The organism is Bacillus norwichensis, assembly GCF_014836955.1.
In the GTDB taxonomy this organism is placed as follows: Bacteria; Bacillota; Bacilli; order Bacillales; family Bacillaceae_C; genus Siminovitchia; species Siminovitchia norwichensis.
The window spans coordinates 17,778-40,191 of sequence record NZ_JACSPV010000037.1; the positions used below are offsets into that span (position 1 = coordinate 17,778).

Below are 22,414 nucleotides of genomic sequence, written 5' to 3' on the forward strand. Positions count from 1 at the left end.
ACATACGGACTGGACTGACTCTGACTAAGATAAAGGAAACACGCTGAACGAAGTGAAGCGATGTTGACTTATCGAAGGGAAGAGGAGGGAAGTCCGATAGTCGCTGGATGCTGGAACTGGACAATAGAAAAGTGAAGGGGCCTGTTCAGCGACGTACAGACTGGAGGGGCTATGACGAGATAAAGGAAACACGGTGAGCTAAAGCGAACCGATGTTGACTTATCGTAGGAAGAGGCGCGAAGTCTGCTAGTCGATAGGCCCCGGAACTAGACATAGAAAAGTGGAAGCATCCGTTTAGCGACATACGGACTGGACTGACTCTGACTAAGATAAAGGAAACACGCTGAACGAAGTGAAGCGATGTTGACTTATCGAAGCAAATCTTAGACGAGCACTGAAGAAAGCGTAGTTTTCCTTCAACAGCGATTGGCTTATGACCTCGAGGGACTAGATGTACCAATTATTTAATGTTAATATCTCAAATTCTATGTTTATCGGCGCAAAAAATTTTATTGTAAGATACGACAATAATATGGATTTCTTCCATAATTCCGCCCATAGTTGAATAGATAATGTACTTTAATTGAGAATCAACTTCATGCCTTCATGACTGGAGGTAAAGCCCAATTTTTCATAAAAACGGAAGGCATCTTTACGATCTTTATCAGTAGTTAACTGAACAAGACCACAACCTTCGGATTTTGCTATTGTAATTGCTTCCCTAAATAAAGCTTCACCAATCTTTTGTCCTCTAAAGTTTTTATCCACACGCACTCCCTCAATTTGCGCCCGCTTCATTCCTAGCCTAGCTAATCCAGGGATAATTGTTAATTGCAAACACCCTATAACGATTTCACCGTCGGTAACTAATAAAATTTGATTACCGCCTTGACTCTCAATTGCTGCGAAGGCATTACAATAGGCCTCAGGTAAAGGATCTTCATATCTCTCCCGTTTGGATCCTAGTTCATCATCTGCTAGCAAGCGCACTATTTCTTTTAAATCACTTTTCTTCGCCATTCTAAACTCCATTTATATCTAATCCTTTCTTATTTATAAATTTCTTAAATAGGATTATACTTAATATAACTGACTTTTCATAATATTAATTTGTAATCAGGATCGATTTGAAAATTTTATTAAAGCAACTCATCATCTCTAATCAAACGACTTTAGCTGTATCATCAATTCTAGAAGCTAGAACGGGACAATAGAAAAGTGAAGGGTGGCAGGGGCATACGGTAAAAGTACTGGCCGCCAAAAACACTACGTTCTATCGCGTTGGTGATCCTATGGTGTAAAATAAACGGCATTTCTTGATGCTCTTTTTTAATTTACTTTCATAGTATTTTTTCCATCTTTCAAATATACAACTTCTGCATTTTCAAGTCGTATTTCTTGTGATTTCCTTTTTCTGTGAAATAAACCATGTGACTGATGAAGTTCTAGTGTTACAGCATTTGAACTCTCATTTAATAAATAGCCAAATGCTTTTATGCTATCCTTATAAGTAATAACCAAAACCGTTGTGTTAGATTTATCTTGGAGTGTCACACTTTCAACATTGTCTAGGGAAATAGAAGTTTGTTTATGCTCAAAATGTAAAAACATATACGCAGTTAGACACAAAAACACGACGATGAGGACTGATGTTAAAAAAACAATTTTCCTTCTTTGTTTTCGATTTTTGTTCATCACATTATCCATCACAATGATATCCCCCTTAATCATCTGATCGAGAGATAAGTCGTATAATTCACTCAACAAAATAAGCATCTCAATATCTGGAATCGTTCTTCCAGTTTCCCAACTCGAAATCGTTTGTCTAGTTACATGCAATTTATCAGCCACATCTTGCTGAGTAAAATGATACTTTTTCCTTTGCTGTTTTAATCTTTCTCCTAAATTCATATATGACTTACCTCCATACACTATTCTTTTTGAAAAAGAGGAGGTGTGACAAGCAACAAAGTGTTGCATCTTGATATATCAAGGCTTTTTAACATTTAAAAGCTTAAGGGATAAAATTCTTCATGGACATATTGGGTCGAAAACGACAAATGGAAAGTTAAAGACTCCCAAAAAAAGAATGGAACATTAGTATATTTTTCAAGCAAATTCTTCACCATCAAAAAAGCGCAAAAAATCAACGTTTCTAAAATTGATTTCTCGCGCTTTTTATGGTCTCCATTAGCTTCGCCCCAGCCCCCTCATAGCTTAAAACTAATAAACCTCGAGATGAAAGCTCTAGGCTCACTAACCCTCCTCAATGATCACTTGAGCGGCTGCGTATGCTTTTGTATGTGTAATGGATAGATGTATTCTTTTTCCTTGATCCATGGGCCTGACAATATGCGGCTTTCCCCTCTCGTCAGCAGCAATTTCAATATCCTGGAATGACAGTTGTGCACCTATACCTGTTCCAACCGCTTTGGCAAAGGCTTCTTTCGATGCAAACCTGCCAGCTAAAAATTCAGTTTTTCTTCTTTCAGGTAAGGTTTCATACTGCTGAAGTTCCCTGGCAGCCAAAACACGCTCAGCAAATCGCACCTGACGCCCTCTCAATTTTTCAATTCTCTCTATTTCAACCAGATCCAGCCCCATTCCCAAAATCATCTGAGCACTTCCCTTCTACTTTTCATCCCCGGCTATAATATAATGATAGGAGTCTCAAACAGAAAGGAGATCATCCCATGTTTGTCCGAACAGAGTCTTTTCGGCAATTCATCCGTCTATATCCGGTGGTCACAGCTCTTGTAGTAATTCATATTGTTATTTTCCTTGCAATAAACTTACCGCTCTTTCCGCAGCAGCTTATTTTTGAAAAACTGGCCGGCGTAAACGTATTGATCCAGATGGGAGAATATTGGCGACTAGTAACGCCGATTTTCGTTCACGTTGCTTTCACGCATCTGCTATTCAATTCATTCTCACTTGTTTTATTTGGACCTGCGCTCGAACGTGCGCTTGGCAAGCTACAATTTATTCTTGTTTATCTCGCATGTGGGGTTGCTGCCAATATCGCTACGCTTCTTCTGAAACCGCCCTATTATACGCATATCGGAGCAAGCGGGGCTATCTTCGGTTTATTCGGCATCTATTTGTCCATCATTGCTTTAAAAAAAGAAGCGATGCCTCAACAAGGGAAGCAAGTGATTTTGCCGATTGCAGGGCTGGGTGTGATCATGACATTTTTCCAAGCAAATATTAACATTACTGGCCATATCTTCGGATTGATTGCAGGCTTTTTAATCGGAGCAGTTTTAATCAAAACTAGACCTATCCGCTTTCTGTAGCTCGCTCATGATGGCTATACCAAGTATAGATTTCCAATACATCCTCTTGGTCCAAATGGGCGATTTCTGCATGACTGGCAACTTCCCCTGATTTAACTGATGCACTAACCGTTGCTAAACCGGCACGTTTTTGAAACCAACTGACACTTGCCTTCATTGACTGGATCCGATTTTTCTTCATGAGCATCGTATGCTGCTCAATTGTCCTGTACCGCATTGTCAGTTGGGAACCAGTACAATTCCAGCCTGTTGATTTATACTGAGCAAATCCCCATAAAAGAGCAATCGGAATCAAAATCGCTCCGTATAAACCATACGGCCAGAAGAATCCCGTGAGCACACCTGCAATAATGAAGGCGATAACGGCTTTTACAAACAGATAGCGCCTCATCGAACGACTAGGAGCCGGCTTAAAATCATTTTTGAACACGTAGTCTGTCAGATAATTTTCTAATATATCTGCTACTTTGTTTCTCTTCACCACCGGAAGAAGAACCATGGAGGAGCTTTCCAAATCAGTGGACGATCCCCCTGCGCTCTCCAAAGAAACACTTGCGTATCCAAATGGTTGTCGGATTGGGCTTTCCTTAATCGTCAATGCCTGGATCCGGTGCAGAGGGACAGTCGTTGTTCTTTTCTCAAGCAACCCCCGCGTAATAATCAATTCATCGTTTACTTTTCTAACTGTAAAATCATTGTATTTAAAAAAGGCAATGGCAACAGAAAGCATCCAGGCGATCAAAAGAATTACCGCAATAATCCCAGAAATGAAAATCACACCAAATTTGACCAGTTCTTGCATTTCATTGAACAACTTTTCATAAGGAATAAAGTCCTCAAATTGAAAGGCAAATGCCAGGAATGCTGAAATCACAACCCCAGCCCTCCCCGAAGTTGAGGCGAGAAACAGAAGCTGTCTCGTAGTAATTTTATAAATGATATCTTCTTCCCGACGTGCTTCCTCTTCCTCCACAATGCTTGCCTGTAACTTATTTTTGGCGTCTGCAAGGATCTTCTGTAAAGCTGCTGCATCTTCTTTCCTAATAGCCGTCAGCTTCGCTTCCGCCTTGTCTCCACCCGAACCGGCCGTTTCAACTTTCACCTTCACAAGACCCATTGGACGATGGATAATGCTTTCAGACAAATCAAGACTTTGGATTCGGTCAAAAGGGATATATCTTTTTTTCTTCACAAATAGTCCTTGCTCAATCCGAAGTTCATTATCCTCAATCCAGTATGTAAACCGGAGCCATTTAACGACGATCGAAGCAATCATGAAAAAAACAAAAAGTAAAAATACTAACTCTGGGATCATATTTGATAATGACCCACCAAACTCAATCCGATTTTTTCCTAAAATAAAAATAAAGATAAATGGAAGGATAAGTTCTTTCACCGAACGCACTAAATCGTACAATACTGTGATTGGATGCAGCCGTTTCGGTTCAAACATCGTCTTCAGCCACCCTTGCCAAAGCGGAAATAGAGCGGCGAAGCTCCTCCGCCTCATGAATATCGACCGCTGGGATTTCATGTACTGTAGCCGCAGTCGAAATAGAAACCGTGGCAAGATTATATTTCTTCAAAATGGGTCCCTGGGAAGTATCGACATGCTGGACCCTTACCATCGGCACAAGTGTCCGATGAATAAAAAAGACCCCGTGCTGAAGCTCAAGTTCATGCTCTGTCACTTCATAGCGCCATCGCTTCCAACGGATAGAAGGAATGATGGAAATACCCAAAATTGTAATAATAAGTGCAAGCCCAGATCCTGTGAAGACAATCCAAAGGGGCCAATCAAAAAAATATGTCAACACCCCTAAGACTCCAACTATAACCCATAAGATCAGGGAATTAATGGCTCCCATGATGCGCCATACTTTTAACCCTCGCTGTGAAATCCTTCGCGATGGTAGTCTAATCTCCATTGAATCTCCTCTTTTCTGAATGACAATTCCGCTGTAGATTGTCCAGATATTTCGGATGTAACCCGGGATAACTTTCAGCGTGAGATGTACTCCTTAGGATTTCTGTTACTCTCTGCTTAAGTCTCACTATCCACTCCACCATATTCTAACAAAAAAACAACCGGATATCTCCGATTGTTTTTATCTGCATTATGGTCTACGATTTCCTGAACGACGCTGAGGTTTCCGGTGTCCTTTATAAGATGATTGGCTCGGTTTCCCTCTTCTGCCGCGTCCGCCCCGATCACCTCTATATGAATCCCGCTTAGAAGGCAGCGGCTTTTCCTCTGTGATATGGACTGGTGTTTTATCAGGTTCTTTAGTGATGACTTTCAATGCCGCAGCAATGACTTCCACAGCATCATGTTCGTTCATTAAGTCAACAGCTGTGGCTCTATATTCATCCAGGTTACCCTCTTCAATTGTTTCGTTCAATTTTTCCATTGTTAGGCGTTGTTGGCCTTCGAGCGCTTCGTCCCAAGTAGGCGGGCGCATTGGATTCATCCGCTTTTTCGTTGTTTGTTCAACGATTCGAAGATAACCCATTTCTCGCGGACTGACAAACGTAACGGCAATTCCTTCTTTTCCAGCACGGCCTGTACGTCCAATACGGTGTACGTAGCTTTCCGGATCTTGAGGGATATCATAGTTATACACATGAGTTACACCTGAAATATCCAATCCCCGTGCGGCAACATCAGTTGCAACAAGAACGTCTACTTTACCTTCTTTAAACTTCCGCAAAACGGAGAGACGTTTTGCCTGGCTCAAATCTCCGTGGATGCCTTCAGCTGTATATCCACGAACCGTCAAGGCATTGGAAAGCTCGTCTACACGACGCTTTGTCCGGCCAAACACTATCGCCAGCTCAGGTGATTGCACGTCAATCAGACGTGAAAGAACGTCAAATTTTTCTCTCTCAGGGATTTTAATAAAATATTGCTCAATTAACGGAACGGTCATTTCCCTTGCCTGTACTTTTACAAGTTCAGGAGACTTCATAAACCGTTCGCCAATGCGGCGGATTGGTTCTGGCATAGTTGCTGAAAAAAGCAATGTCTGTCTCTCTTCAGGAACAGTCTCCAAAATGGATTCGATATCTTCGATAAAGCCCATGTTCAGCATTTCATCCGCTTCATCAAGGATAACTGTATGGACATTACCCAACTTCAAAGTCCGACGCTGGATGTGGTCAAGGACACGACCTGGAGTTCCAACAACAATTTGCGGGCCTTTTTTCAATGCCCTGATCTGACGCTGGATATCGGAACCTCCGTAAACAGCAAGTACGCGAACACGGCTGTCGATCGCAATTTTGTACAGTTCTTCTGAAACCTGGATCGCTAACTCGCGCGTAGGCGCAATGATGATCCCTTGAACACTGTAGTCCCTCGGATCAATTTTTTCAATCAAAGGTATTCCAAATGCCGCTGTCTTTCCAGTACCCGTCTGAGCCTGGCCAATTAAATCTTTGCCTTCCATGCTGAGCGGAATTGTTTTTGCCTGTATCGGTGTAGCTTCTTCAAAGCCCATTCTATTGACTGCCTTTAAAATAGACGGACTCAAATTTAAATCTGAAAACTTCGTCAATGCTTCTCAATCTCCTTTTAAAACTTCAAGTTGAGGCGTTGCCCCACTTCTCGCAAAAACTATAAACGATGTTGCTAATTCTAACACTAAAATCTGATGGTGACAATTTCCACTCTACTGTCAGTCATCAGTTTTTTTAAAAAAGGTGCCGCTATCTCTCATCTCAACCATCGATATTAAAAAGTTTAGGTGAGAGGTAACGGCACCTAAATGCAAGGGCGGCAGTTCCCGCCCCGCAATCTTTTCCTTTATTCTTTAATGGTTAGAGCTTCAACTACTTTTTCCATCTTCATACCACGCGAAGCTTTGACAACAATGAGTTCGTTGCCGAAAATCGTTTCCTTAAGGGAGCGGATCAATTCATCCTGACTTTGGAATGAGAAAACGTGGCCCGTTGTAAAGTTTTTCTTCGCACCATGTGCAATCCATTTCCCAAGTTCTCCATATGTATAAACATATTTTATTTTGGAAGGATTAATCTCTTCTCCGATTTGTTCATGGTATTCTTTTTCCTTGTCTCCAAGCTCAAGCATGTCCCCAAGCACTATAATCTTTTCCTTTTCACTGTTCATGCTTTCAAGCATCCCTATTACGGCGCGCAAGGCGGTTGGGCTTGAGTTGTAAGAATCGTTCAGAATGGTGGTCTCCTTGATTCCTTTGCTCCATTCCATTCTCATCGTAGACAGTTTCACGGAATTTAAACCGTTTTTCACATCAGCTGCTGGCACAGAAAATTCCCTCGCCACAAGCAATGCTGCCAATGTATTCATGACATTATGTTTCCCTGCAATCGGCAAAAATACCGGTTCTTCTGGAAAAATCGATGCAGTCAATGAACTGCCTCTTTCTTCTAACGTCCATTCTAACGGATAAGCGTCATTTTCTGTTGATTCTCCAAATGTTACCAGCCGGAGATTCTTTAGTGAAGCGGCTTTTTCCTGTAAAAGCGGCTCATTCCCCGGGTAGATTAAGAGACCTTCAGGAACCAGGCCTTCTGTAATTTCAAACTTCGCGTTTGCAATTTCTTCACGTGAGCCCAGATCAAGCAAATGGGCTTCCCCGATATTTGTAATAATGGCTACATCAGGTCGGGCAATCTTTGTAAGCAAGGATATTTCTCCTCTGCTGCTCATCCCCATTTCGAGAATCGCAATCTCGGTTTTTTCTTCGAGTGCCAAAATAGTCAACGGAAGCCCAATATGATTATTAAAATTTCCTTCCGTCTTTTGAACACTGTGCGTTTCACCAAGAACAGCTGCTGTTATGTCTTTCGTTGTCGTTTTTCCGTTGCTTCCAGTTATTCCAACAACTTTTACCGACAATTCATCACGATAAGATTTCGCCATCTCCTGTAAGGCAAGCAGTGTGTCTTTTACAATCAAAACCGGACCGTTAGTTGGCGGGTTCGGGACATCCTCCTGCCAAAAAACAGCCGCAGCTCCTTGCTGAAGTGCCATTTCTGCATGCTTATGTCCGTCAGTATGCTCCCCTTTAAAAGGAATGAACAAGTTTCCTGATAACACTTTACGCGAATCAATGGATACGCCCTTTACCAGATGTTGTGCATGCTCCGTTATATCGTTTTCTATTTTGACCATGTTAGCTATCTGGCCGATTGTTCTTTGAATCATCGTGATCCCTTCTTTTTAAAAACTGTGAATGATATTTTGTTTTTCTTCGTAACGTTCTCTGCCCAAATCTACAAGCCGTTCAATCAGCTTAGGATATGGGACACCAGTATTCTTCCAAAGAAGCGGGAACATACTTGCCGGAGTAAAACCAGGCATTGTATTTACCTCATTAATGAGCACCCTTCCGTCTGATGTTACGAAGAAGTCCATTCTTGCGAGACCTGAGCAATCCAGCGATTTATAGGCCGTAAACGCCATCTTGCGAATCTCATCGTAGCTTACTTCAGGAATACCAGCAGGAATCACAAGCTCCGTTGTATTATCCGCATATTTCGCTTCATAATCATAGAATTCTTTCTTAGGGACGATTTCTCCCGCAACTGAACATGCGAGCTCATCGTTTCCCAGGACGCCAACCTCAACTTCTCTGGCAAGGACTCCTTCTTCAATGATAATCTTCCTGTCATAGCGAAAAGCATCTTCAAATGCGGCTACCAATTCTTCACGGTTGTCACATTTGCTGATTCCGACACTCGAGCCAAGATTTGCAGGCTTTACAAAGCTCGGATACCCAATTTGTTCTTCAACCTGTTTATATGCCGCTTCCCTATCCGATTCCCATGTACTGCGAATGAAAGAAACATATTCTACCTGGTTCAAACCAGCTTGTGCAAAAATATTCTTCATGACCACTTTATCCATACCAGCAGAGGAGGCAAGGACGCCATTTCCAACATATGGGATATTTAAAATTTCAAGCAGCCCTTGAACTGTGCCATCCTCTCCATTAGGACCATGAAGAAGCGGGAACACCATATCATAATCCGTATTTAAAGACTGAGGCATTAATTCATTGCCGCCATTTGAAAACTGTAGTTGTTTTATATCCTCAACAGGTTCCGTAATTTGCGGGCCTTGAATCCATCTACCTTCCTTTGTAATGAAAATCGGAAAAATATCAAATTTATTCATATCAAGTGCATGTATGACCGCTTTTGCAGTTTGCAGCGAAACTTCATGTTCAGCAGATTTTCCACCGTATAACAAACACAATTTCATTATATTATCCTCCATCTCCATAACATCTTTTTAATTTTACCATGATTTTTAATAAAACAAAGAAGAAATATGAAATCGTTATGGCGGACAGGATCGATTTTTTGAAAGGCTGTCATAACTGTTTTCATACATGCTTCCGCCCATTTTTATCATATGCCTATTCAGTATTGCTGGTGAATGGGATCGCAGCGGGATTCCGAAGAAATTGGTGTTTTCAGTCGGAGTGTGTGTCAATTTAGGCTTGTTCGTTCGACAAGTTCTAATCTATAAAGAAAAGTTCATTTTATTATGCTAGAATAATGCAGGCGGCACTTTTCAATAAAGATGCCGATCACAAACAATATGGAGGTCCGTTTGTCATGAAATTCGGTTTATTACCGCGCATTATACTTGCCATCGTGCTCGGTATTTTAATTGGGCTTGTCTCGCCTATTCCTTTGATACGAGGCTTCGCTACTTTTAACGGATTATTTGGGAACTTTCTAGGCTTCATCATTCCCCTGCTGATTATCGGCTTTATTGTTCCGGGAATCGGCGCTATTGGACAGGGAGCGGGAAAGCTGCTCGGTTGGACTGCTGCCATCGCCTACATTTCTACAATTGTAGCTGGCCTGCTTGCATTTATTACAGCAAAAACACTGTATCCTTCTATTTTAGCTAACCAATCGCTAAAGGAATTCACCAATCCAGAAGAGGCACTTTTAAAACCTTACTTTCACATTGAGATGGATCCTCTCATGGGAATCATGACAGCCCTACTGTTATCCTTTGTCATCGGGATTGGTATTGCAGCGGTTAAAAGCGATTTGCTTTTGAATTTATCCAACGACTTCAGAGATATCATTCATCTTGTTATCGAAAAAGTGATCATTCCTTTATTGCCAATTCACATTTTAGGTATATTTGCGAATATGACCCACGCCGGCCAAGTCGGATCTATATTGAGCATCTTTATCAAAGTTTTTGCCATGATTATTGTTCTTCATATAGCTTATTTAATCATTCAATATATGATTGCCGGCTCTGTGCAAAAGAGGAACCCTTTTTCCATGTTAAAAACGATGAGTCCAGCCTATTTTACAGCACTTGGAACACAATCTTCCGCAGCAACAATTCCTGTTACTTTAAAACAGGCCAAGAAAATTGTTAAGCGGGAAAGAGTTGCGGATTTTACAATTCCACTGCTGGCAACCATTCATTTGTCCGGAAGTACCATTACTTTGGTTAGCTGCTCCATGGCCGTAATGTTCATGCTGGGACAAAGTTACGCATTGATGACCATGCTCCCTTTCATTTTGATGCTTGGCATTACGATGGTAGCAGCGCCTGGCGTTCCAGGAGGCGCAGTAATGGCGGCAATCGGCCTATTGGAATCCATGCTCGGATTTGGTCCTGCAATGACCGCTTTAATGATTGCTCTCTACATTACCCAGGACAGCTTTGGAACAGCCTGCAATGTTACAGGTGATGGAGCCATTACAGCAATTATGGATAAAATTAGCCGTGGAAATTCTGTCGAAGATAGCCGTAAAGCCATATAGTTATCAGGCCCTCCCCCTCTGGTTAAGAGGGCCTTTTCTTTTTAGCTTGTCACGCATTAGGGGCATTTCCTGCACCTTACCTGCTGGAATCCTCCCTCTATATAAAAATCCAGCCCCTCATGAAAGTAGCTGGATCCACAACTATCTATTCTAACAATGCCTGCCATTCCCCAGCCTTCCGGTCGAGGACGAGCCTTCCATCAGGTGCACGTCTGCTTTGTTGCAAATATTCATCGTACATTTCATCGCTATCCATAAAGTCTCCGACTACCCAAATAGGCACTTCCATTTTCAACCGGTCACTCGTCACCTTGTCGAAGGAAAATACAATCCCTTCTTTCATCTGTCCACTCAAGATCTGTATGATATCTGCCGGAATGAAAGGAATTGGACGGGATTTTCGGCGTCCAAACAAGGTTCGTTCCCTTCCAGGGTTCATTCTGTATGAAATGACCACGCCAATCATGGCAAAGAAATGTTCCCATTTTTTATAGTAGGTCTTATTGAATGTGCCGTCTCCCTCTGTTAAGTAAAAAAATTGATTCCCAAGCATTCTGTAAAAGGGTGGTCTTAAGGGTGATTTAATATGGCTTAAATAAAGAAGTTCAGCAAGTTCCTGGCCTGTCAGCTCATTCAATTCTTCCTCATCCGAAAAATCAGTCCAACAGAATTCATCATAGCGAAAAACGTCATCTTCTAGTAATTGTTCAACATTTTCACTTGTGACGAAATTCAGTCGAGTATGCATGTTATAGTAGCCATCATCAAATTGATGTTTAAGCAGTAGAAGATTTGACGGTTTTACAGGAATTGCTTTCATAAAATCGGAAAACTGAATTCCAGATGACAAGATATACCGAGCAGTATGATTCATGTGAATGTATATAATATTTCTCTCAGCAGCTTGATTTTTCAATGAGATTTCCCCCAAAAATATAGTCACACAATATACCCATAATCTATATTAACAAATATTTGTTATGACTATTATTACATATTCACAACAAATTGATTGGGTTCGAAACGACTGCTTGGAAATTGGTTATGTGCAATGGTATGAAGATAAACTGCCCCTTCAAAAAATGAATTTTGAAGACTTTCGGCTCAGATCCTGATCATTGTAACCAACGATTTTTCTTCACTGACTGCACACTTTTCAGAAAAGCCTACATAACTGATGATAAAAGTTGCTGGACATTGGGTAAAGTATGAATGAAGAAAGCTTTAGGTGATGGCTTATCAAAAAGTGCCTTAGCATATTTGACCCAGATTTTATCAAGCATTACCTCTATAGATCTGTGGCATTCGCCGAAGTGATTCAGCTGGGGTTTGAACCCTCACTGAATGGAATAATATGCTTTCTTACAAAAGGCGGAGACTTCCGCTGAATGAAGTTAATGGGTTCCTTACAATTTACATTTTCTTTAAGTTATCAGCCCAAATTTTACGAAATGGAGGAGGTGAACCCTTGCTTATAGCAAGGCGCTCCATTGTTTATATCGAAACTTTTACTTGTATTTTTTCTAATTGGAATCACAGCCTTTTTTGTTGCATCCGAATTCGCGATTGTAAAAATACGGAGTTCCCGATTGGATCAACTCATTGTAGAAGGCAACAAAAAAGCATCAGTGACCAAGCAAATCATTTCAAATTTGGATGGATACCTTTCTGCCACCCAATTAGGCATTACTGTTGCTTCTCTTGGTCTTGGATGGCTCGGTGAACCGACAGTCCAAGTGATTCTGATGCCTTTGTTTGAAAAATTTGATGTTCCAACTTCACTTACAGGAATACTATCTTTTTTAATCGCTTTTATTACCATTACATTCATCAGTGTGATTCTCGGCGAACTGGTACCAAAAAATTTGGCCATATTCAAACCCGAAGCAGTCGCTCTTGCTGTATCAACTCCACTCGTTTGTTTTTATAAAGTTCTTTTTCCGTTTGTATGGGTTTTAAACAGGACAGCTCGTATAGTGACAAGATTATTCGGTGTTAAACCAACATCAGAAAGTGAGGTCGCTCATTCCGAGGAAGAGCTCCGCATAATTTTATCAGACAGCTTAAAGAGTGGCGAAATCAATCAATCGGAATATCGATATGTCAATAAGATTTTCGAATTCGACAATCGGGTTGCAAAGGAAATTATGGTTCCAAGAACAGAAGTCGTAACAATTGATAAGTCGGCATCTATTGAAGAAATCCTAGGCACATTGAAAGAAAAGCGACTGACTCGTTATCCAATAACAGAAGATGGTGATAAGGATAAAATATTAGGGGTAGTCAATATAAAAGAATTTTTAACAGATTGTATTGAGGAGAATTGCAAAGGCCCACAGTCGATTACTGATTACATAAAGCCGGAGATTAGTGTGATCGAAACGATTCCTATCCAACGTCTTCTTGTTAAAATGCAAAAAGAAAGAAGCCATATGGCTGTCCTCTTTGATGAATATGGTGGAACTGCCGGAATTGTGACAGCGGAAGATATTTTAGAAGAGATTGTTGGAGAGATACGGGATGAATTCGATGATGACGAAACACCCTTGGTGAGAAAGTTGGGAGATGAACATTTTCTTTTGGACGCAAAAGTTTTGATTGAAGAAGTAAACGACCTATTGGGTATACACCTGCGATGCGAAGATATTGACACAATTGGCGGATGGCTCCTCACCCAAAAATATGACCTACAGCAAGGCGACATGATCGAAGATGAGGGATACAAATTTCATGTAAAAACAATGGAAGGCAACCATATCTATGAAGTTGAAGTGACAGCATAAGAGAAATTTTCTATTTTATTTCCAGGGAAATGATTTATTTCGACATCATTTCTCACTGTATTCAGACTAAAAAATGACATATTTCAATGGTTATTCCACCAATATGTGCTGACGCCCTGATGGAATAATGCTATACTTCTTTTAGCAATTCGTCATCTAAAAGGAGTATATTTGAATGATATCAGAATGGCTTACAGTTATTGAAAATTGGCTGATAGACTACGGAGTGCTAGGGCTAATAATCGTCTCTTTCACGGATTCTGCTTTTTCACCGATTATTCCCGAAATATTGTTACTCCCAATGGGCATTGCGGCACCCGATCAAGTTTGGTTGTACGCTTTTTACACTACAGTAGCTTCTGTTTTGGGAGCACTATTGGGATGGTATATTGGAAAGAAATTAGGAAGGCCCATTCTACTCCGTTTTATCAAGGCAGATAAAATAGACAAAGTAGAATATTACTTTGAAAAATATGGTGCGATGGCCATCCTAATAGCAGCGTTTACCCCTGTTCCTTACAAAGTTTTTACAATTTTTTCAGGGATTTCAAAGGTAAGAATTAAGACGCTCATTTTTTGGTCTATTCTGGGAAGAGGAGGGCGTTTTTTCCTTGAAGCAGCAATCATTGCCGCACTCGGTGTCAAAGCCAAACCCTTCATTGAAGAAAATTTCACTTTGATTACACTCGGCATTGGCGGGTTTGTGGTGATCGCTTTTATTATATATCGCTTGATCCTTAGTAGAAAAAAAGCAGCCACAAGCAAATAAAACAACAATGCGGGCCAGTACAATGTACCAGCCCGCTTCGTTTTTATTCTACATGGTATTCTGTATACCCTGGGATAGCCTGTACTTCATCAAGGACTTTGAAAAGTTCCAAACGAGATTTCGTAACTGAAATATCTACTCCCAGTTCAGCAAGACTATCCATAAATTTTTCGAGTTGTTCATGATCTCTATGCAAAAAGACCACCCCATTTAAGATTTAACATCTTACACTTATTTTAACGTACTTTTCAACTGATTTGAATCGCTTTCAGAAAAAAATAAAAAAATGTGTCCAAATTAAAACATTCTTGTTTAAGATTCCCTGTTTTTCGTACAATAAACTTCTTTTTAGGAACATATGATAAAAAATGCTCGTTTATCATATGCTGGCTCTGCAAAAAAATGGTAAAGACCCTTTGCTTTGGTATGTTTACTTTACACTAGAGTTAATGGGAGCTACAACTTGGTGCACAAACATCATTTCCTGCCAAATTCCTCCAGTACATGTGGAGCTACAATGAAAAACAGGCCTTCCATGTGGAAGCACCTGTATAGCACCAATTAGAAAGAGTTTCTTGAATTGTACCGTCTTGCCTTTTACCTTGTCCAAGGCTGATACAAATTTCCCCCATGTCATTTGAATCTTTCATCGAAAGGCTTGAATAAAAAGCTTGTCAAATCGTTGATTTCTTGTCAGAAAATGTGAAAGACCGTAAAAAGTCCATTCCCTTTCTTTTCTTTCGACTTCGAGCATTTTCCATCATGTCAAACAGCTGTTGATCTCTTTCTCGGTCTTCAATTTTTTCCGTTAACCGTTCTACCTGAAGCGCAAGCTTCTTATTGATTTCAGCCAGATTCGTCTGTTGCTCCTCTAACAGAGTGATTTTTTCACAAAGCCTGTCAATGTTTAACTTCGCTCCTTGCTCTTTAGGAACAGCCACCAAAACTTCAATTTTTCCAGATTGGCCTGCGGTTATTTCAGCCGCTTGGTCCACTGTCATTCCGTCCTTTGCCATTCTTTCGATCATTTCCTGAATCTGTGAAATATCCTGCTCTCTGAAAATCCGTCCATTATTCGGACCCCGTTCAAAATAGTACCCCTTGGATTCTAACACAACAGCATAATTTCTGAGGGTACTGACCCCTAGTCCTAACTCCTTGGCTGCCCCGGAAGTATACAACACTTTTTCCATCGCCGACCCTCCCCAGATTTGGTTGTATTAATAGTATTCCACTAGACAGGGGGCTTGACCTCCCTCTAATAATGTAGATTGAAAGGGAGTCATGTCTTTCGTTTTACATTTTTTTCATGGAGAAGTTTGTACAACTAGAAAAATTAAGAATGGCCATTTCCCTATAAGATCAAATGAGCCTTGGGCGTATTTGCGCCCAGATTTTATCAAGCTTGGTTCGATAAATTTCCTCTTAAAACCCGTGGCATCCACCGGAGGCTTTAACTTTATTCAGCTGGGCTTTGAACCCCCGCTAAATGAAATACTAATATGCACTCATCTTAGCATTTACAGAAGTGGGACAAGTGGGACTACTGCTGAATGAGGTTAAACTCTTCTAAGAACATTGTCTTTCATTACTTCATCATCGACAAAAACCAGACAGCATGGTTTTGTTCATCTGCAGCGGCTCGCCGAAACAAATGCTGAATATACGGATGTTTTGCTTTATCTGCAATTTCATGGTAAAAATCGACTGTTTCTTGTTCATCCTCGAACGCAAATTTCAAACCATCTGTAAAATTATTCGGACATTTTTTTGTGATTTTTGGATCAGGCTGTCGATTCATCATAAGCATATAAATAGCTGAAATATAATGGAAATGACGGATTTCATCATTTCGGATCTCACGTATGATCTTTTTTTCCCTCTCTGAAGGTGCCATTTCTATCAACTGTCCATAACAGGCAATAGCACTGTATTCACCGTTTATCGCGTTAACAATATCCCTTTCAAGCTTTTGATCAATCGTAAAATCCATAAAAGCCATAAAAATCCCTCCCCATTTTTCAACTATCGTATGCTGGATAGCCGGGAAGGTGAGAAAATGAAGGTTCCTTATGCCACTTGGTGAGCCCAGAACACACTGAAAGTAACAGCCATGTCTAGTCCTAATAGAGCAAAGATAAGGAAATATTGTCTAAAAGACTTTATCTTTGAAAAGAAACGGAATAAACCTTCAATAAAAAAACCCGTTCCACGGAACGAGTTTTTTTATTATGCCTGCCACGGACGACTTGCCACAGCAGATCTTTTTTGGGGAAGTTTTTTTGTGCCTAATTCTTCGCGGGTCATGCGCCGCGGTTCCATCCCTTTCTCAATTCTCGATTTGAGAGCATTCGGCATGGAATACAAATTGGGCGGTAAAAATACACGTTTTGAAGCTGAGCTGCAAATTGGGCAATCAGTGCTTTCCTTGTTTCCTTCCATCGATTTGAAAAACAAGGTGAATTCCCCACAATCATCGCAGTAAAATGTATAGCTTGGCAAGATATCACCCCTTTTTATGCGTTTACTTCTATTTTGGTGTAATATCTTTATCGAAAATCTGGGTAGGAATCGCTACTGTACAGCAGGCATTCGGAATGTCTACAATTCCGGCTACCCGCCCCTCAACTGGTGCAGAACTTAACAACATATAGGCCTGCTCACCTGTATACCCTTGCGTTTTTAAATACTCTATCGCATTTAGGCATGCTCTGCGGAAAGCCGTGTTTGCATCTAAATAATGCTGTTTTCCATCTTTTTCATCCACTGATATCCCCTCAAATACGAGGAAGTCCGAATATAAAGGATCAACTGGCCCTGGCTTAAACATTGGGTTGTCCTTAATCATATATTTCGCCATTCCGCCTTTGATGACATCAACCTTCAAGTCGATCCATCCAGACATCTCGATTCCACCGCAAAATGTGATTTCTCCATCCCCCTGTGAGAAATGAAGGTCGCCAACTGATAATTTCGCTCCGTCTACAAATACTGGGAAGAAGATTCTTGAACCTTTGGATAGATTCTTAATGTCACAGTTTCCGCCGTTTTCCCTTGGAGGTACTGTTCTGGCTCCCTCTGCAGCCACCCTGTCAAACTCAGCGCCCTTCAACGTTCCGAGCACTGCACTTTCCGGCGTAGGCAAATTTGCAAGTGGAGGAGTCCTATCCGGGTTCGTAGCTCTCAACTCTTCTTCTCGCTTATTCCATTCCTGCAACAGATCCATCGATGGCGCAACACCAATCAGGCCGGGGTGGACAATTCCTGCAAATTTGACTCCGGGAACATGGCGTGACGTCGTATAGATTCCTTCAAAATCCCAAATAGACTTTTGAGCTTCAGGATAATGGTCAACAAGGAAGCTTCCGCCATTTTCTTTCGCAAAGATTCCGTTGAATCCCCATTCATAGCCCTGATGGACACCAACATCCAATATGTCAACTACCAATAAGTCTCCCGGCTCAGCACCATTGACATAAACCGGTCCACTCAGGACATGGACTCGTTCTAGAGTAACTTGTCGGATATCTTCCGGATCATCGTTATTTTGAATCTGTCCATCCGTCCATTCCTTACAGTCCATCCGGAACGCCGTTCCAGGATCCACTGCAAATGCAGACGGTATATCTGGGTGCCACCTGTTGTGCCCTGGGTGGGCCTGCTCTTCCATCGGCTTACTAAGATCCAACTTAAACAAAGTCTTTGGCATCTTTCTTCCTCCCCCATTGTTTTATGTAAAACCTTTTCAGCAAAACATTGTATGCCCTTTCATTATATGACAATAATAAGCGTCGATCAAATATTTTGATAATTTAATATATTTAATAAGAAAAGAAGATAATTGCTATTAAAGCTATGTTTTTTCTCTCATAGAATTCTGATAAATAACTTCCTGTCTCTCAAATTTGTTCTCGTAATGAGATTCCCAGTTTTCAGACAACCATTTTAGATTAACGAATAAGCAATTCCAATTTTTATATAAGTGCTCCCAATCATGAGTAAAATTTTCTTCAGCAGCATCTTGATGTAAGGCAGACATACTGCCTTTGTCAGCGGATAAGTAAACCCATTTCACATAAATGCACTCCCAATTTCAAAGATGTAGTCGATATCTGACCTTCCCCTTAAGTCGAAGAAGCCGATAAAAACCTACAGCTTCTTCGTATCTCTCTACAATTCTTTAACGAGCAACTGGCATTGATCTGCAATTGTCTGTAAAAATGTTGCTGCTGGTGCACCATCAACCACTCGATGATCAAATGTCAGGCTGAGCGGAATCCTTTCTTTTTGTACAACCTGCCCATCGTCCAAAACAAGATAGGGATCTACCCTACCAACACCCAAAATACCTGCCTCTGGTGGATTGATAATCGGCGTAAAAAACTCTATTCCAAAATTTCCGAGATTTGTTACCGTAAAAGTGCTCCCTTTCAGGGTGACATCCGACAATTTTTTGGACGCCACTTTCTTTGCCTGTTCCTTCAATTCTGTATCCAGCTGTATAAGTGACAACCGATTAGCATCTTTAAGAACCGGAACATATAATCCTTCCGTAGTATCCACTGCCATACCCAAATGAACCTCTTCATACATAGTGATTTTTTCTCCTTGAACATGAACGTTGATGGCAGGATGCTGCTCAAGTGCTTTGACAGTAGCGTAAGAGATAAGACTGTTCCAACTCACATTAGATCCGGTTTCCTTGCGTTTTTTCCCCAGCTCCGTTACATCCACCCATGAGGTGAGGGTCAGCTGTGCAGACTCGTTCAGGCTCGTCATCATTCGAGTTGCAATTGTTTTACGAATACCAGACAGTTCTTTCGCTGTCTTGGTTTCTTTAGTTATTCCCCCTCCTTCAGCTGCAGTTTTGATGTCTTTTTCAATAATTGCTCCGCTTTTTCCTGTACCTTTCACATCTGCCAGATTCACATTCATATCCTTTGCGAGCTTTCTTAGTCTTGGAGAAACTCTGACAAACGAATCCACAGGAATCTTTTCTTCATTATTTTTATTATCGACCTTTAGTTCTGATTCTTTAGAATCACTCGATATTTTTGTTTCAATTTTTGCAAGAACATCCCCGACTTTAGCGGAATCTCCTCTTTTGACAAAAATCTCACTGATTGTTCCTTCTGTCTCAGCTTCTATTTCAAAGACGGCTTTTTCCGTTTGAACCTCGACAAGCACGTCTCCTTCTTCAACGGAATCTCCTACTTCCACATGCCAAAAGACTATGAGACTTTCTTCAATTTCATCGGATGTTCTGGGCATTTCTACTGCAAACATGCACTTCACTCCCTAAGATGCGATCAATATGTTTCCATTAATTCTTTTACCGTTTTATAAATAGAGTTCGGACCAGGAACAACAAAATCTTCAAGTGGATCACTGTATGGAATCGGCACATCCGGAATAGCAAGTCGTCTGACTGGCGCCTCTAATTCGTATAAGGCCTTTTCTGCAATAATCGCCGAAATTTCAGCCGTCATGCCATAGGAGAGATAATCTTCATCCACAACAACAAGGCGATGAGTCTTTTTAACAGATTCAATAATCGTATCTTTATCAATCGGTTTCAAAGAACGCAAATCGATGACTTCCGCTTCAATACCTTCTTTGGCCAATTTTTTAGCTGCCTCTACTGCATAATGCGTCATCATCTGGATCCCGACAATCGTTACGTCACTTCCTTCGCGTACAACCTTCGCTTTATCGAGAGGAACAGTATAGGAATCTTGAGGGACATCACCAATAGACTCATCCAGTTGATCCATCCAGCCCAAGCCTTGCAAAGATTTGTGAAACATGAAAAATACAGGATTGTCATCTCGGATGGCAGATGTCATCATGCCCTTTAAATCATACGGAGTTGAAGGAGCTACTACTTTCAACCCTGGCATATGTGCAAAAGTAGCATATAAGGTTTGCGAGTGCTGCGCAGCATCATTGTATCCACCGCCGACCGCAGTCATCAGTACCATTGGAAGTTTAACGTTTCCTCCTGACATATACTGAATTTTCGCCATATGATTGTAAATTTGGTCCATACATACGCCGAAAAAGTCGACAAACATCAACTCAGCAATTGGACGCATACCTTCTGCCGCTGCACCGATAGCCGCCCCAATGATGGCCGTCTCGGAAATGGGCGTATCAATAACACGCTCAGCACCAAATTTATCGAAAAGACCCTCAGTCGATCCAAAAATCCCTCCGTATTTCCCGACATCCTCTCCAAGAACAAACACTTCGTGATTCTTCTCCATTTCTAGTGCAATTGCCTCAGCCATGGCTTTATTTCCGGTCAATAAGCGTTTCTTAGTCGTCTCCATCAATGATTTGTCTCCTTTCCGTTCGAATTATTTTATCAATTAGTCACAGGTTTAATTGAACATATCAGCAAGCGCCGCTTCGGGTTTCGGAAACTCGCTTTCCCTTGCAAAATTGTATGCTTCATCGACTTCTGCCTTCGCTTTCAATTCGATCTCCTCTACTTCAGATGTGTTCACACCGTACTCGTCAACCAGAAGCTTCCTTATTCTCAGAATTGGATCACGTTCTTTTAAAGAAGGCACTTCTTCTTTTTCACGATACAACTCCGGATCTCCCTGGAAATGTCCTTGGTACCTGAACGTCTCAATTTCAATAATGCTCGGGCCTTCACCGTTCCGAGCTCTTTTTACGGCGACTTCCGATATTTTATACATCTCAATAGGATCATTATTTTTTACATAAGCACCCTTGATTCCGTATGCCGACGCCCTTAGATCATTCGATTCAACCGCAGTTGAAGCTTTTTTCGAGACAGAAATTCCATAAGCATTATCCTCAACAACTAAAATTAACGGCAATTTCCAAAGCGCAGCCATGTTCAGCGTTTCATGAAAAGCTCCCGAGTTCGCCGCTCCTTCACCTAGAAAGGTGACTGCTACCCAGTCTTTTCCTTTCATTTTCGCCGCTAACGCCGCTCCGGCTGCCTGCGGAATCCCTGCTCCGACAATTCCACTGCAAGAAAATTTTACATCTGGGTCAAACAAATGCATATGCCCACCTTTTCCTTTTGAGAGACCCGTTTCCTTTCCGAAAATTTCTGCAGTCATCAGCTTCAAATCGATCCCTTTCGCAATCGCATGATGATGCGGACGATGTGGGGATGTCACCGTATCATCCTTCGTCAAATGAGCACAAATCACTGCGGCTGGCTCCTGTCCCGTTGACAAATGCATCTCTCCCGGAACCGTTCCTGCCCCTATATTAAAAACAGGAGTCTTCCCCTCCAAATACACTTCAGCCATTTGATCCTCGTAGTAGCGGCTCTTCGTCATCATTTCGTACATCCACTTCAACTTGTCCAAAGGTACTGTCATATTTGCTCCTCCTTCTTTTTAAAAAATCTATGTATGATAGAAAGCAAGATTTATTCCAACATTCTAACCCTCGATTTCAACGCTATTCGATAAAAAAATTGTCCCATTTCGGTACAAATGTCCTGAAGAAAGTGAGACACTGTACCGAAATGGGACAATTTGTGCAAGCTTTGATTCATGAGCATCATCTGAGGATGGGTTGAACATTACTTGGGTTCGAATTGGGGAATTGGAAATTATTTTCGGAGGGTGAGGCGCGTTCCTAAATCAAATTCTCAAATGAACTCCCATTTTCCCATAAAAAATTTGGCCAAATCCAGGATTGTGCGATTTTCTGGCTTATTGTGCGAAAATCGGGATTTTCGTGCGAATTTTCGATTTATCGTGCGAAAAACATATTTATCGTGCGAT

Annotated in this window: 22 protein-coding genes; 4 read left to right on the forward strand and 18 right to left on the reverse strand. The window is 41.2% G+C overall.

Features of this window, described 5'->3' with window-relative positions:
- Positions 1-579: 579 nt before the first annotated feature.
- The 3 genes from H9631_RS16945 to acpS form a co-directional block, all read right to left on the reverse strand.
- The gene (locus H9631_RS16945) at positions 580-1,032 is read right to left on the reverse strand and encodes a GNAT family N-acetyltransferase (RefSeq protein WP_191814882.1); all 453 of its coding nucleotides are present in this window, start codon (positions 1,030-1,032) and stop codon (positions 580-582) included.
- A gap of 297 nt (positions 1,033-1,329) precedes the next feature.
- Positions 1,330-1,911 carry a helix-turn-helix transcriptional regulator gene (locus H9631_RS16950; RefSeq protein ID WP_191814884.1) on the reverse strand — a complete coding sequence of 194 codons (582 nt, stop codon included), beginning with the start codon at positions 1,909-1,911 and terminating at the stop codon, positions 1,330-1,332.
- Between the two features lie 345 nt (positions 1,912-2,256).
- Positions 2,257-2,616 carry a holo-ACP synthase gene (gene acpS / locus H9631_RS16955; RefSeq protein ID WP_191814886.1) on the reverse strand — a complete coding sequence of 120 codons (360 nt, stop codon included), beginning with the start codon at positions 2,614-2,616 and terminating at the stop codon, positions 2,257-2,259.
- A gap of 77 nt (positions 2,617-2,693) precedes the next feature.
- Here acpS and H9631_RS16960 point away from each other — a divergent pair, with 77 nt between their 5' ends.
- The gene (locus tag H9631_RS16960) at positions 2,694-3,296 is read left to right on the forward strand and encodes a rhomboid family intramembrane serine protease (RefSeq protein ID WP_191814888.1); all 603 of its coding nucleotides are present in this window, start codon (positions 2,694-2,696) and stop codon (positions 3,294-3,296) included.
- Here the strand turns inward: H9631_RS16960 and H9631_RS16965 are convergent.
- From H9631_RS16965 to H9631_RS16985, 5 genes are all read right to left on the reverse strand, one after another.
- Positions 3,280-4,749 carry a PH domain-containing protein gene (locus H9631_RS16965; protein ID WP_191814891.1) on the reverse strand — a complete coding sequence of 490 codons (1,470 nt, stop codon included), beginning with the start codon at positions 4,747-4,749 and terminating at the stop codon, positions 3,280-3,282. The genes H9631_RS16960 and H9631_RS16965 overlap by 17 nt on opposite strands.
- Positions 4,742-5,224, reverse strand: a complete 483-nt coding sequence (locus tag H9631_RS16970) for a PH domain-containing protein (RefSeq protein ID WP_191814893.1) — start codon at positions 5,222-5,224, stop codon at positions 4,742-4,744. Before H9631_RS16970 ends, H9631_RS16965 begins: the two co-directional genes overlap by 8 nt.
- A gap of 189 nt (positions 5,225-5,413) precedes the next feature.
- Positions 5,414-6,853: a DEAD/DEAH box helicase gene (locus H9631_RS16975; protein ID WP_191814895.1), complete on the reverse strand. Its 1,440-nt coding sequence runs from the start codon at positions 6,851-6,853 to the stop codon at positions 5,414-5,416.
- A gap of 248 nt (positions 6,854-7,101) precedes the next feature.
- Positions 7,102-8,484, reverse strand: coding sequence for a UDP-N-acetylmuramoyl-tripeptide--D-alanyl-D-alanine ligase (locus tag H9631_RS16980; protein WP_191814897.1), 1,383 nt, complete (start codon positions 8,482-8,484; stop codon positions 7,102-7,104).
- A gap of 15 nt (positions 8,485-8,499) precedes the next feature.
- Complete coding sequence (locus H9631_RS16985) at positions 8,500-9,543, reverse strand: D-alanine--D-alanine ligase (RefSeq protein WP_191814899.1); 1,044 nt, start codon at positions 9,541-9,543, stop codon at positions 8,500-8,502.
- Positions 9,544-9,902: 359 nt separating this feature from the next.
- Between H9631_RS16985 and H9631_RS16990 the strand changes: the two genes are divergently transcribed.
- Complete coding sequence (locus tag H9631_RS16990; protein ID WP_191814901.1) at positions 9,903-11,084, forward strand: dicarboxylate/amino acid:cation symporter; 1,182 nt, start codon at positions 9,903-9,905, stop codon at positions 11,082-11,084.
- 145 nt (positions 11,085-11,229) lie between these two features.
- On the opposite strand, the gene H9631_RS16995 is transcribed toward H9631_RS16990, so the two are convergent.
- Positions 11,230-12,000 (reverse strand): hypothetical protein, encoded by a 771-nt coding sequence (locus H9631_RS16995; protein ID WP_191814903.1) that lies wholly within the window; start codon positions 11,998-12,000, stop codon positions 11,230-11,232.
- A gap of 574 nt (positions 12,001-12,574) precedes the next feature.
- Between H9631_RS16995 and H9631_RS17000 the strand changes: the two genes are divergently transcribed.
- Positions 12,575-13,867 (forward strand): hemolysin family protein, encoded by a 1,293-nt coding sequence (locus H9631_RS17000; protein ID WP_191814905.1) that lies wholly within the window; start codon positions 12,575-12,577, stop codon positions 13,865-13,867.
- Positions 13,868-14,045: 178 nt separating this feature from the next.
- The gene (locus H9631_RS17005) at positions 14,046-14,636 is read left to right on the forward strand and encodes a YqaA family protein (RefSeq protein WP_191814932.1); all 591 of its coding nucleotides are present in this window, start codon (positions 14,046-14,048) and stop codon (positions 14,634-14,636) included.
- Positions 14,637-14,679: 43 nt separating this feature from the next.
- Here the strand turns inward: H9631_RS17005 and H9631_RS17010 are convergent, their stop codons facing one another.
- The 9 genes from H9631_RS17010 to H9631_RS17050 form a co-directional block, all read right to left on the reverse strand.
- Positions 14,680-14,832: an Lmo0850 family protein gene (locus tag H9631_RS17010; protein WP_191814907.1), complete on the reverse strand. Its 153-nt coding sequence runs from the start codon at positions 14,830-14,832 to the stop codon at positions 14,680-14,682.
- A gap of 478 nt (positions 14,833-15,310) precedes the next feature.
- Positions 15,311-15,829, reverse strand: coding sequence for a MerR family transcriptional regulator (locus H9631_RS17015; RefSeq protein WP_191814909.1), 519 nt, complete (start codon positions 15,827-15,829; stop codon positions 15,311-15,313).
- A 395-nt stretch (positions 15,830-16,224) separates the two neighbouring features.
- Entirely contained in the window at positions 16,225-16,638 is a 414-nt protein-coding gene (locus H9631_RS17020) for a ferritin-like domain-containing protein (protein ID WP_191814911.1), read from the reverse strand.
- Between the two features lie 227 nt (positions 16,639-16,865).
- The gene (locus tag H9631_RS17025; RefSeq protein ID WP_191814913.1) at positions 16,866-17,138 is read right to left on the reverse strand and encodes a zinc ribbon domain-containing protein; all 273 of its coding nucleotides are present in this window, start codon (positions 17,136-17,138) and stop codon (positions 16,866-16,868) included.
- A 28-nt stretch (positions 17,139-17,166) separates the two neighbouring features.
- A complete protein-coding gene (gene fmdA / locus H9631_RS17030; protein ID WP_191814915.1) occupies positions 17,167-18,345 on the reverse strand; it encodes a formamidase in 1,179 nt (392 codons plus the stop codon).
- Between the two features lie 144 nt (positions 18,346-18,489).
- Positions 18,490-18,711 (reverse strand): hypothetical protein, encoded by a 222-nt coding sequence (locus tag H9631_RS17035; RefSeq protein ID WP_191814917.1) that lies wholly within the window; start codon positions 18,709-18,711, stop codon positions 18,490-18,492.
- Between the two features lie 95 nt (positions 18,712-18,806).
- Entirely contained in the window at positions 18,807-19,922 is a 1,116-nt protein-coding gene (locus H9631_RS17040; protein WP_191814919.1) for a dihydrolipoamide acetyltransferase family protein, read from the reverse strand.
- A gap of 23 nt (positions 19,923-19,945) precedes the next feature.
- A complete protein-coding gene (locus H9631_RS17045) occupies positions 19,946-20,968 on the reverse strand; it encodes an alpha-ketoacid dehydrogenase subunit beta (protein ID WP_191814933.1) in 1,023 nt (340 codons plus the stop codon).
- Between the two features lie 51 nt (positions 20,969-21,019).
- Positions 21,020-22,003, reverse strand: a complete 984-nt coding sequence (locus H9631_RS17050) for a thiamine pyrophosphate-dependent dehydrogenase E1 component subunit alpha (RefSeq protein WP_191814920.1) — start codon at positions 22,001-22,003, stop codon at positions 21,020-21,022.
- Positions 22,004-22,414: the final 411 nt, after the last annotated feature.

Coding starts and splice junctions, on each gene's coding strand:
- H9631_RS16945 (WP_191814882.1), bottom strand. CDS start 1,032: ATGGAGTTTAGAATGGCGAAGAAAAGTGATTTAAAAGAAATAGTGCGC.
- H9631_RS16950 (WP_191814884.1), bottom strand. CDS start 1,911: ATGAATTTAGGAGAAAGATTAAAACAGCAAAGGAAAAAGTATCATTTT.
- acpS (WP_191814886.1), bottom strand. CDS start 2,616: ATGATTTTGGGAATGGGGCTGGATCTGGTTGAAATAGAGAGAATTGAA.
- H9631_RS16960 (WP_191814888.1), top strand. CDS start 2,694: ATGTTTGTCCGAACAGAGTCTTTTCGGCAATTCATCCGTCTATATCCG.
- H9631_RS16965 (WP_191814891.1), bottom strand. CDS start 4,749: ATGTTTGAACCGAAACGGCTGCATCCAATCACAGTATTGTACGATTTA.
- H9631_RS16970 (WP_191814893.1), bottom strand. CDS start 5,224: ATGGAGATTAGACTACCATCGCGAAGGATTTCACAGCGAGGGTTAAAA.
- H9631_RS16980 (WP_191814897.1), bottom strand. CDS start 8,484: ATGATTCAAAGAACAATCGGCCAGATAGCTAACATGGTCAAAATAGAA.
- H9631_RS16985 (WP_191814899.1), bottom strand. CDS start 9,543: ATGAAATTGTGTTTGTTATACGGTGGAAAATCTGCTGAACATGAAGTT.
- H9631_RS16990 (WP_191814901.1), top strand. CDS start 9,903: ATGAAATTCGGTTTATTACCGCGCATTATACTTGCCATCGTGCTCGGT.
- H9631_RS17015 (WP_191814909.1), bottom strand. CDS start 15,829: ATGGAAAAAGTGTTGTATACTTCCGGGGCAGCCAAGGAGTTAGGACTA.
- H9631_RS17020 (WP_191814911.1), bottom strand. CDS start 16,638: ATGGCTTTTATGGATTTTACGATTGATCAAAAGCTTGAAAGGGATATT.
- fmdA (WP_191814915.1), bottom strand. CDS start 18,345: ATGCCAAAGACTTTGTTTAAGTTGGATCTTAGTAAGCCGATGGAAGAG.
- H9631_RS17040 (WP_191814919.1), bottom strand. CDS start 19,922: ATGTTTGCAGTAGAAATGCCCAGAACATCCGATGAAATTGAAGAAAGT.
- H9631_RS17045 (WP_191814933.1), bottom strand. CDS start 20,968: ATGGAGACGACTAAGAAACGCTTATTGACCGGAAATAAAGCCATGGCT.
- H9631_RS17050 (WP_191814920.1), bottom strand. CDS start 22,003: ATGACAGTACCTTTGGACAAGTTGAAGTGGATGTACGAAATGATGACG.